The following is a 9,951-nucleotide window of genomic DNA, read 5'->3' on the forward strand; positions in this document are numbered from 1 at the left end:
GTATCGGTGCCCTGGAGCGGATGCTTGCGGCGGACTGTATCGAACCGCTTAATGAGCGTCTCATCGTCCGCGTCTAAGAACATGATGATCGGCCGTCGGCCATCTTCTTCTAACGACGACAGCACGTCCCCGAGTGACCCTGCAAAGTCCCGCGACCGCACATCCGTGACGATCGCCAACCGCTCGATCGGCGAGTCAGGAGAGAACGAGAGCTCAACCATGCGCATGATGAGCTCCGGCGGCAGATTATCGGCAACATACCATCCCATTTCCTCTAGGACGTTCGCTGCGGATTGCCGGCCTCCCCCAGACATGCCAGTGATGAGGACCAGCGAATTTTCGGCCACATGGTGTGGGCTTTGGTCCTCAGGAGAAATCCCGTGTGCTGGGGTGATATCCGTGGCAGCTGTACTCGAAGAACGCGCAGAGTCAGGCATACTCATTACTTTACTTGTTTTGGTTCCTATTTTTCGGGGCGGGATCCTCCGAGACACTAGTCGGCCCGTCAGAATCCTGATCCGACTTTCCGTGGAGGCCCTCGTAGACCAAGGCAGCGAGTGCCGGACCGATGCCATTAGCAGTTGTCAGATCATCAATACTCGCTTTTTTAATCTGCGCCACACTGCCGAATGTCTTTAATAAATCGGCCTTCCGTTTTTCGCCCAGTCCGGCGATGTTATCCAGTTCTGATTGGCGCAGACGTCCCGTCCGTCGCGACCTCTGGTACGTGATTGCCACGCGGTGTGCCTCATCACGAATGTTTTGGAAGAGATACAAACCCTCGGAACGACGCGGCAAAATCACCGGAAATTCCTCGTGCGGTAACCACACTTCCTCGAGGCGTTTCGCAATACCGCACAAGGTGACGTCGGTAATTCCCAACTCATCTAACACCTCTTGAGCAGCATTAACCTGGGGCGCACCACCGTCGACAACAAAGAGCTGAGGAGAATAAGCAAAACGTTTCGCCGCCGACGGATCGGCCAGGTCAGCATTGGTGTCAACCTCAGCCACCTCAGACGGAGCAAGCTTGCTTTCCTCAGCCGCGATGCTATCCGCCACAGCACCGTCGTCGGGAACTTCTGTGGAACCCTTCTTGTACCGCAAAAATCGTCTGCGAACTACTTCTTTGATACTTGCAACATCGTCGGAATGCCCCTCCCCTGCTGCTTCCTTAATCTTGTAGCGGCGGTAATCCGATTTTTTGGGAGCTCCATCCTCAAAAACGACCAGGGAAGCCACGACGTCGGTGCCCTGGAGGTGGGAAATGTCGGTGCACTCGATGCGAAGCGGCGGCTCGGCCATGCCCAAGTTTTCTTGGATTGCTTCGATGGCAGCGCTACGGGCTGTGAGGTCCCCGGTTCGCCGCAGTTTGTGCTGGTGGAGGGACTCTGCAGCATTACGAACGACAGTGTCCATGAGGGCCCGTTTGTCACCACGTTGAGGAACACGAATGTCAACATGCGCACCCCTCAGCCCCGACAAATACTCACCAATCTGCGTGATGTCCTCGGGCTCCTCCATAACAAGAACCTCACGCGGCACAGGTTGGCGAACGTCATCGAGAACCCTTGAGCCCTCAACAGCTGTCGTCTCTTCTACGGTCTCCTGAGCGCGCTCAACTTCGTCGCTGTAGTACTGCAGCAAAAACTCACGAATGAGCGCGCCGATGGAATCCTCCGAATCACCGCTGCGCTCCACTACCCATGCACGCTGGCCGTGGATTCGCCCCCGTCGAACAGTGAAAATCTGGACAGCGGCCTCTAGTTCATCTGCAGACACTCCGATTAGATCGGTATCTGTGTCCTCGGGGAGGACAATGGCTTGCTTTTCCGACACAGCTTTTATCGCTTCGATGTCGTCGCGAAGATGGGCGGCTTTCTCAAAATTGAGTTCCGTAGCTGCCGCTTCCATATCGGCCGTCAGGCTCTTGATGATGTCACGCGAATTACCTGCAAAAACAGAGCATAAGCCCGTAATTAGCTTCCGGTGGTCTTCCTCAGAAATACGCCCAATGCATGGCGCAGAACATTTGTCGATGTAGCCCAAAAGGCAGGGCCGCCCCAGGAGCTCGTGGCGGTGGTACACGCCTTTCGAGCAGGTCCTCACGGGGAAAACTTGAGTGAGTGATTCGAGGGATTCCCGGACAGCCCATACTTTGGGGAACGGACCGAAATACCGCACGCCTTTCCGGCGTGGACCCCGGTAGACCCAGGCACGGGGGATTCGCTCCCGTTGAGACACCGCGAGCATCGGGTAGCTCTTGTCGTCCCGAAAGACCACGTTGTATCGCGGGTTAAACCGCTTGATCCAGGTGTATTCGAGGTTGAGAGCTTCATCTTCCGACGCCACCACTGTCCACCGAACTTGGGACGCGGCAAACACCATTTGGCGCGTTCGCGGGTGGAGATGTTCGGGTGTCTGGAAGTAGTTAGATAACCGAGCCCGAAGATTCTTTGCTTTTCCGACGTATAACACGCGGTCTTCTGGATCCCGGAATGTATATACTCCCGGCTCGGTAGGAATGGTCCCTGCTGCCGGGCGATATGTGGCGGGATTGGCCACAGGCTAGTCCTCCGGAAGGTAGGCGTCTTCTAGTAAGCGGAAATTGTTCACGGCGTCGACAACTCGGTTGCCGTCGGCAGCTTGGAAAGCCCACATGGACACGAACTCGAAATCAGGGAGTTCTAGCCGTGCAGTGCGCGAGTTTTTCGGAAAGCTTAAACCGTGCACGATCTCCCACGGATAAAACTGGGGGTTAAGGAAATTACGTACCTCGACGCCGTCTTTATTGACGCGAACTCGCGGGCGGAGCCCCAGCATCCATATTCCCGAAAAGATAATGCCGATCCCGATAAAAGACCATTGATCCACAGTGGTCACTGCCGCACCTGTGTAACCGAGACGGACGACCAGGGCCATGAAGATGTGAATGGCCATGATGACAACGACGCCGGCCCAGGTCCACTGCTTTAGTTTTGTGGACGTCACTACGAGTTCCCATGGTGCGGTGCTCGTGGTGGGCGTGTCATATGCGAGGTAGTCCTCAGACATGTTCGTTTCGCTCACACCATTACTCACGGCTCCGACCCTACCTTTTTTCTTCACTGTTACCGAATTAGTGCTCGGCATGGATGCTGTTCGTGGATACTGCCTCTGTAGTCAGAACACTGCGGGGTTACTCTTTTAATCCACCTTTAATCCGCGGTCATGCTTTGTAGTGTTTGAGCAGTATGAATGGCAGCGATCATGGCCTCTGCACCCTTATTTTCATGCGCTGTCGGCCCACCAGCTCTGTCGACGGCTTGTTCATGGGTGTTGCAGGTCAGAACACCATTTCCGACGGGTGTTTCTGTCTCCACGGCAATTTTCGTCAATCCATATGTCACCGCGTTGCATACGTGATCAAAGTGAGGCGTTCCCCCTTGGATAACACAGCCCAGGGCGACGACAGCGTCATACGTTTGGGTGGCTTTCTTGACGACGACGGGGATCTCGAGCGCACCGACGACCGGAATGACGGTGACCTCCGCCCCGGCTGTCTCCCCTGCCTGTTGTGCCTGAGATGCTAATTCATTGGTAATGTCTCGATTCCATTCCGAGACAACGATGGCGACACGGAGTCCGTGTGCAGATCCGGGTTCGATGGTGATGGTGGGGCTTCCCTCGCCACTCATGAGTTATTCCTTTCGGTGGTAAGTGCGGTAGTGACATGCGGTGACACGAGCTTTGTTCGCGTTCACGGCACGGAGGTGGATGTAAAAACCGATGCGCCTTTATTCCGGCGGGTTGTTAGACGGGTCGGCGTGACCCGGCGTATGAGCGGCCTCCCAGGCATTCAAACTAGGCAAATCGTGGCCCATTTTGTCGCGCTTAGTGCGAAGATAGTTGAGGTTTTCCGGGTACACATTGACCTCAATACTTCGACGTCCGCTGATTCGTAAGCCATGCCCCTTCAGCCCCGCTCGTTTCGTCGGATTATTGGACAAAAGGATCATGGACTTAACGCCGAGATCGGAGAGTATGGCGGAGCCTGTCCCGTATTCACGCGCATCAGCCGGCTTACCTAGTTCAATATTGGCGTCTACAGTGTCATAACCGTCATCTTGCAGCTTATAGGCCTGCAGCTTGTTCAGAAGACCAATGCCCCGGCCCTCGTGACCGCGCATATACAGGACGACGCCGCGTCCCTCCTTGTACACCTCTTCCATTGCTTGATGGAGCTGATCGCCGCAATCACACCGGCGGGATCCAAAAACATCACCGGTGAGGCATTCGGAGTGGACTCTCACGAGGACATCTTCCCCACCGTTATCAGAGGGATCACCGACGACGAGGGCTACGTGCTCGAGTCCGTCGATGACGTTTCTATATCCGATGGCGGTAAAACGGCCATACGACGTCGGAAGTGTGGTTTCTACGACACGCTCAACAAGCTGCTCCGTGTTCCGTCGATAAGCGATGAGCTGGTCGATGGAGATCATCGTGAGCGAATGCTCGTCGGCAAACCGACGCAACTCGGGTCCCCGTGCCATGGTCGTGGGATCGTCTTCACTCACTACCTCACAGAGCGCACCGGCTGGATTGAGGTGAGCAAGCCGGGCGAGGTCAACGGCAGCCTCGGTATGCCCGGCGCGAACAAGGACTCCTCCCGGCCGGGCTCGAAGAGGGACGACATGGCCGGGCCGTGTGAAATCCGCGGGACCGGAATCACGAGACGCCAGTAATCGAATGGTATGGGCGCGATCGGTGGCTGAAATGCCGGTGGTTCCGCCTTCGGCCGCGTCGACAGTAACTGTATAAGCCGTGCTTTTCTTGTCCTGGTTTCGTGTCACCATGGGCGGGAGATCGCACCGGTCAGCGTCCTCATCAGTCATGCCGACGCACACATACCCCGACGAATACCGCACCATGAACGCGAGCGACGTCGCAGTAATACGATCGGCGGCGATGATCATATCGCCTTCGTTTTCACGATCTTCGTCATCGACGACGATCACCGGCTTGCCCGCTGCGATATCGCGGATAGCCTCGTCAATGGTGTTGAGCTGGATATTTCCGCGATACGTATGCGAATCCTGAGCATCAGAGCGTTGATCGTGGGAGTGGCTCTGAGGTTCTGCGAGATCGGTGTGGTGTGTAGTCACGGCGTGCTGTTCCATCGTCTTCTCTTGTTTCCGTCTTCTATTATTTCGACTGCTGATCTGCTGGGTCGGTCACCGCGTGGAGATAACCACTGACATTGGCATTGCGTTCAATGTATTTGGCGACAATATCGACCTCGATATTGACCGGGGCATCCACTTCGAGTGAGCCGAGGATCGTGTCCCGCATGGTGGTAGGAATTAATGAGACCTCAAACCACGGGTCGGCAGTATCGGGAGGTGCCACCGCGGAAACAGTGAGCGATGTCCCACTAACCGCGATCGATCCCTTTTCAACAACATATCGAGCTAAATTCGACGGAAGACTGAAGCGAAAGACCTCCCATTTATCGTGAGGGTCTCGTGAGAGTAACCGGGCTGTTCCATCGACGTGGCCTTGAACTATATGTCCCCCGAGACGCTGTGATGGTTGGACTGCCCGTTCAAGGTTGACCTGGTCACCGGGGCGAATATCGCCCAACGTTGTGCGATTAAGCGTTTCGCCCATAACGTCCATGACGACTGCTGTTCCCTCATGACCGGCGTCGGTCAAGCACACGCCGTTGACCGCGAGCGAATCTCCCTTGGTGAGAGTATCGGTGACTCCAGGTGCGTCAACAGTAATCCTGATGAAATCGGGGGTATCTCGTTCTTTGTTCGACGACGATGCCTCAGCCTGATCTGAGGGCGATTCCGCTCCCCGATCAATAGCGACGACTGTTCCAAGAGCTTCAACGATGCCAGTAAACACGATTGCCATTCTATCTTTCTGTGTCTGTCGTTCGGTGCTTAAGCATTCCGATAATGCTCAGGGCGATTCCGCCTGCCGGTCATTCACTCTGACGACGGCTGAGCTTGCCGGTGAGCGTCGACGAGGAGATCAGGGCCGAGCTGCGTGATGTGTTCAATAGTGAAGTCACGTCTGTCGGTGAGCGTTGATACGTGAGGAATCTGAATCGCGGGCAGTCCGGAACCAAGAATGCTCGGCGCAACATACCAGTGAATGTGGTCAACAACCCCCTGCTCGAGCGCAGCGGAAGCCAACGTTGGCCCGCCTTCAATGAGGAGATCGACGTACCCCTGCTGAGTGAGCTCCTGAATGACGTGGGATAGATCGTGGGTATCAAAGTGCCGCGACCGTGCGTGCGCGAATATCTTCGCTTCCTCCGAAATCGGCCGAGAGCCAACAATCACGTGATCCGGCTGATGTGTATAGAGAGTCCCGTCCGGTTTCCGAGCCGTCAAGCGCGGGTTATCGGCTATCACGGTCCCCGTTCCGACGATCAGCGCATCGCGGGTAGCGCGGTCGCGATGAACATAGTTACGAGCCTCAGCAGAGGTGATCCATTGTGATGTTCCATCAGGCGCGGCGACTCGGCCATCCAAGGTGGCAGCAACTTTTAGAGTGACCATTGCCCGGCCAGTATCAACCCGATGTAGCCAGGAACGTAGCGCGCCGCGACGCACCTCATCAGCGCGAAAGCCACCAATGACAGTGAGACCCGCATCGGCCAATACCTCATGCCCGCCATGAGCGATCGGGTTCGGGTCTGGTACCGCATACACGACGGTAGATATCCCCGCGGAAAGGAGAACGTCAGTACAGGGTCCAGTCCGGCCGGTGTGAGCACACGGTTCCAAGGTGACGACGGCCGTAGCGCCGGCTGTCGCATCGCCAGCATCGCGGACAGCCATGACCTCGGCATGTGGGCCACCCGCCGGTTGTGTGTGTCCTTGGCCAACGATTCGCCCGTCGGCATCAATAATGACTGCTCCCACCGGCGGATTTGGGCTGGTCGTTCCCTTGGCTTCCCACCCGAGTTCGGCAGCCCGATCCATGGCGTGCTCGATAACGCTCACCGGATGCCGGCCGATCATCTCACCGCGGGATGGCGTCGACTCGTGCATTAGTCTTGAGGTCCGCCGGAGTTTTGAGTTCCGTGGCTCGCCGACGAATATCCCGCCCGCGCATTCTCACGAAGTTCATCAATGGCAGCGTTGGGGGAATCGGCTTTATACACCGCCGATCCAGCGACGAAAACATCAACACCGGCTTCGGCGGCGCTAGCAATAGTGTCGGCGGAAATTCCACCGTCTATTTCGATGAGACAGCGCCCATCCGCACTATCGTCGTCTGTTTCCTTCCCCCATATTTGATCGGCACTTTCACGCAGGGCGCGTACTTTGTCGAGAACCTCGGGCATAAATTTCTGGCCACCGAACCCGGGCTCCACCGACATGACCAACACCATGTCGAACTCCTCGAGGTGCGCGAGAACCTCGTCAACTGGTGTTTTCGGCTTAATACTGATTCCCGCGCGAGTACCTGCCGCCCGCAATGTTCGTGCCAACGCGATAGCCGCGCCGATATTATCGACCGCTTCGGCGTGGAAAGTGACGGAATAGAAATCGGCGTAGTCGGGAGCCCATCGTTCGGGATCGTCAATCATCAGATGGCAATCCAGAGGGAGTTGAGTTTCCCGCGCAACGGCCTGTGCAATGGGCAATCCGAAACTGAGATTCGGCACGAAATGACCATCCATCACATCGACATGGATCCAGTCAGCGTGGGAAACCGCGTCAAGGTCCCTTGCAAGGTGGGCGAAGTCTGCTGAAAGGATCGATGGGGCGATAAGTGGGGTGGCCTGTGCGGATACCCCAGTGGATGGTTCCAGTCGTGATGTCATGGCAACATGTTACCGCTCTGGCGTCGCGCTCCGGCGGAAAATCTGAACGAACATCGCGTCCGTTCCGTGGCGGTGTGGCCACATTTGGACAGCATTCTCGCCGGCGCGGCAATGGTGCATTCCGCACATATAGTCGACCGTATCTAAAGGCTGAAGTGGGCAGTTCTTTTCTGCCCAGTCGACAATCTTGACGGTCTCTTCGAGGTGGGGCGAGCACGTTGAGTACACCACTATTCCACCGGGGCGCGTAAGTTCAGCCCCCGCAGCAAGCAGCTCTCGTTGCAGCGTAACGAGCTCGGGGACGTCATCCGGGGACTTTCGCCAGCGCGCTTCGGGCCGACGTCGGAGCGCTCCGAGTCCTGTACATGGAGCATCAACCAGCGTGCGATCATAATGCGCCTCGAGGCCCGACTGTCGCCCATCGACCGTATGGACAGTCACCGGAAGACCAGAAGTCGTTTTTTCGACCAACCGCGCCCGGTGAGGAACAGGTTCGACCGCATCAACGTGGGCACCATCAATGCGCGCAAGGCAAGCCATCAATGCAGTTTTTCCGCCCGGACCTGCGCAAAGATCAAGCCACTGTCCTGTCTCATCTCCTTCAAGAGGTGCTTCGGCGGCGGCACGGGCGATCAGCTGGGACCCTTCATCCTGCACCGCAGCCATGCCCTCACGAACAGCGGGGATGGCGCCGGGATCGCCCTCCTCGAGAACCACGCCATAGGGCGAATATGACGTCTGCTCACCACCTGTGACGAGGGCCAACTCTTCAGCAGTGATCTCGCCGGGGCGAGCGACGAGGTGGACACGCGGCCGTGCATCGTCGGCAATTAACGCGTCTGATAATTCGGAAGTGGCGTAGTCACCCAGCGAATCGCGGAACACTTTGACGATCCACTCGGGGTGGGCTGTCGCCAGCGCCATGCGTTCAAACGGGTCAGCATTCTTAGTGAGGTGATCTATCCATTCCGATTCTGTTCGCTGGGCGACGGAGTGGAGAACGGCATTAACGAATCCCTTAGCTTTCGGTTTATCGACTTCCTGGCACAAATCCACCGACGTATTGACTGCGGCATGATCGCCGACGCGCATACGCAAAAGCTGGTACGTGCCCAGGCGGAGCACGGCAATGACGGCGGGATCGATGGCCTCAAGGGGGCGGCTCGAACACTCACCGATCACTGCATCCACGAGCCCTTCAGCTCGCAGTGACCCGTAACCCAACTCGGTGGTGAATGCAGCATCCCGGCCCGACAGGCCGTATTCCTTCATGAGTGACGGAAGAACGATGTTACCGAAAGCGTTTTCGGTGTCGACACGGAAGAGTGCTTGCCATGCAACATAGCGTGGTACATCGCGATGATGCTCATGCGCAGGTTTTCTGTTTGGCTTATTCCCACCTGATGAAACCCGTTGATTCTGGTGGCGCTTGGTATTGTCGTTGCGCTGGCGGTTTCGCCGTTGCTGTTGCCCTTGCCTATCCGAGTGCGACGCTCCCCTATTCGACGGTGTCTGCTTCGCCCCCTTGGCATCAGACTTGAGGTGACGCGCTGATTCACTGCGCGAACGAAATCCTCCACTCATTGAAAACGCGTCCCTTCATGCGGTGTGTCGTCGTACGATTCATCTCGTTCTGCTGGATTGCTCTGAGCCGACTTATCGTGCGCCGACTTATCGTTGTCGAGGCCATTGGCAAGGTGCGCGCCTCTCACCCACGCCCCGGCCTCCATCATCTTCTTGCCCGGAGCTTGAACAGAGCCGAGTTGCACGGGATAATCCGCGGTTCCCACCCACACGCGGTTCTTTTTCCACGCGATCTCTCCGGGCGCTAGTGACAGCGATTTTTCGATAGGGTCCCGCGGATCTGTGATAGGTCGTACGGCTCCGACGCGGATTCGGTCGTCCTCAAGTAGTGTCCATGCTCCGGGATCAGGTGTGACCGCACGGATTGCCTGGTCGACCGTCGATGCCGGCTTACTCCAGTCGATGCGCGTGTCCTCAGTCGAGATTTTCTTGGCATAGGTCGCGCCATCGTCACTTTGCGGTGTCGGTGTTGCCGATCCATTCTCGATAGCGTCCAGGGTGTCGACGAGAACCTGGGCACCCTGATCGGTCAGCCG

10 protein-coding genes are annotated in these 9,951 nt (G+C 56.9%); all 10 read right to left on the reverse strand.

Going from position 1 to position 9,951, the window contains the following annotated elements; genetic code table 11:
- The coding region (locus Q3981_RS02200) for an RNase adapter RapZ (protein ID WP_303123470.1) at window positions 1-314 on the reverse strand (314 nt) is incomplete at its 3' end.
- Window positions 315-447: 133 nt separating this feature from the next.
- Window positions 448-2,565 carry an excinuclease ABC subunit UvrC gene (gene uvrC, locus Q3981_RS02205; RefSeq protein ID WP_303123430.1) on the reverse strand — a complete coding sequence of 706 codons (2,118 nt, stop codon included), beginning with the start codon at window positions 2,563-2,565 and terminating at the stop codon, window positions 448-450.
- A 3-nt stretch (window positions 2,566-2,568) separates the two neighbouring features.
- A complete protein-coding gene (locus Q3981_RS02210; RefSeq protein WP_204088493.1) occupies window positions 2,569-3,081 on the reverse strand; it encodes a PH domain-containing protein in 513 nt (170 codons plus the stop codon).
- Window positions 3,082-3,197: 116 nt separating this feature from the next.
- The gene (gene ribH / locus Q3981_RS02215; RefSeq protein WP_303123433.1) at window positions 3,198-3,677 is read right to left on the reverse strand and encodes a 6,7-dimethyl-8-ribityllumazine synthase; all 480 of its coding nucleotides are present in this window, start codon (window positions 3,675-3,677) and stop codon (window positions 3,198-3,200) included.
- 99 nt (window positions 3,678-3,776) lie between these two features.
- Entirely contained in the window at window positions 3,777-5,162 is a 1,386-nt protein-coding gene (locus tag Q3981_RS02220; protein WP_303123435.1) for a bifunctional 3,4-dihydroxy-2-butanone-4-phosphate synthase/GTP cyclohydrolase II, read from the reverse strand.
- Between the two features lie 25 nt (window positions 5,163-5,187).
- Window positions 5,188-5,904 carry a riboflavin synthase gene (locus Q3981_RS02225; RefSeq protein ID WP_303123437.1) on the reverse strand — a complete coding sequence of 239 codons (717 nt, stop codon included), beginning with the start codon at window positions 5,902-5,904 and terminating at the stop codon, window positions 5,188-5,190.
- A 74-nt stretch (window positions 5,905-5,978) separates the two neighbouring features.
- The gene (gene ribD, locus Q3981_RS02230) at window positions 5,979-7,052 is read right to left on the reverse strand and encodes a bifunctional diaminohydroxyphosphoribosylaminopyrimidine deaminase/5-amino-6-(5-phosphoribosylamino)uracil reductase RibD (RefSeq protein ID WP_303123439.1); all 1,074 of its coding nucleotides are present in this window, start codon (window positions 7,050-7,052) and stop codon (window positions 5,979-5,981) included.
- Entirely contained in the window at window positions 7,052-7,831 is a 780-nt protein-coding gene (gene rpe, locus Q3981_RS02235; RefSeq protein ID WP_303123441.1) for a ribulose-phosphate 3-epimerase, read from the reverse strand. Before rpe ends, ribD begins: the two co-directional genes overlap by 1 nt.
- 9 nt (window positions 7,832-7,840) lie before the next feature.
- Complete coding sequence (locus Q3981_RS02240) at window positions 7,841-9,415, reverse strand: RsmB/NOP family class I SAM-dependent RNA methyltransferase (RefSeq protein ID WP_303123443.1); 1,575 nt, start codon at window positions 9,413-9,415, stop codon at window positions 7,841-7,843.
- A partial coding sequence (locus Q3981_RS02245) for a methionyl-tRNA formyltransferase (protein WP_368410048.1) occupies window positions 9,412-9,951 on the reverse strand: 540 nt, incomplete at its 5' end. The genes Q3981_RS02245 and Q3981_RS02240, both read right to left, overlap by 4 nt.

Source organism: Corynebacterium sp. (assembly GCF_030530965.1).
Classification (GTDB): domain Bacteria; phylum Actinomycetota; class Actinomycetes; order Mycobacteriales; family Mycobacteriaceae; genus Corynebacterium.

Excerpts from the sequence above, each read along its gene's own strand:
- ribH (WP_303123433.1), bottom strand. The coding sequence starts at position 3,677 with ATGAGTGGCGAGGGAAGCCCCACCATCACCATCGAACCCGGATCTGCA.
- Q3981_RS02220 (WP_303123435.1), bottom strand. The coding sequence starts at position 5,162 with ATGGAACAGCACGCCGTGACTACACACCACACCGATCTCGCAGAACCT.
- Q3981_RS02225 (WP_303123437.1), bottom strand. The coding sequence starts at position 5,904 with ATGGCAATCGTGTTTACTGGCATCGTTGAAGCTCTTGGAACAGTCGTC.
- ribD (WP_303123439.1), bottom strand. The coding sequence starts at position 7,052 with ATGCACGAGTCGACGCCATCCCGCGGTGAGATGATCGGCCGGCATCCG.
- rpe (WP_303123441.1), bottom strand. The coding sequence starts at position 7,831 with ATGACATCACGACTGGAACCATCCACTGGGGTATCCGCACAGGCCACC.
- Q3981_RS02240 (WP_303123443.1), bottom strand. The coding sequence starts at position 9,415 with ATGAGTGGAGGATTTCGTTCGCGCAGTGAATCAGCGCGTCACCTCAAG.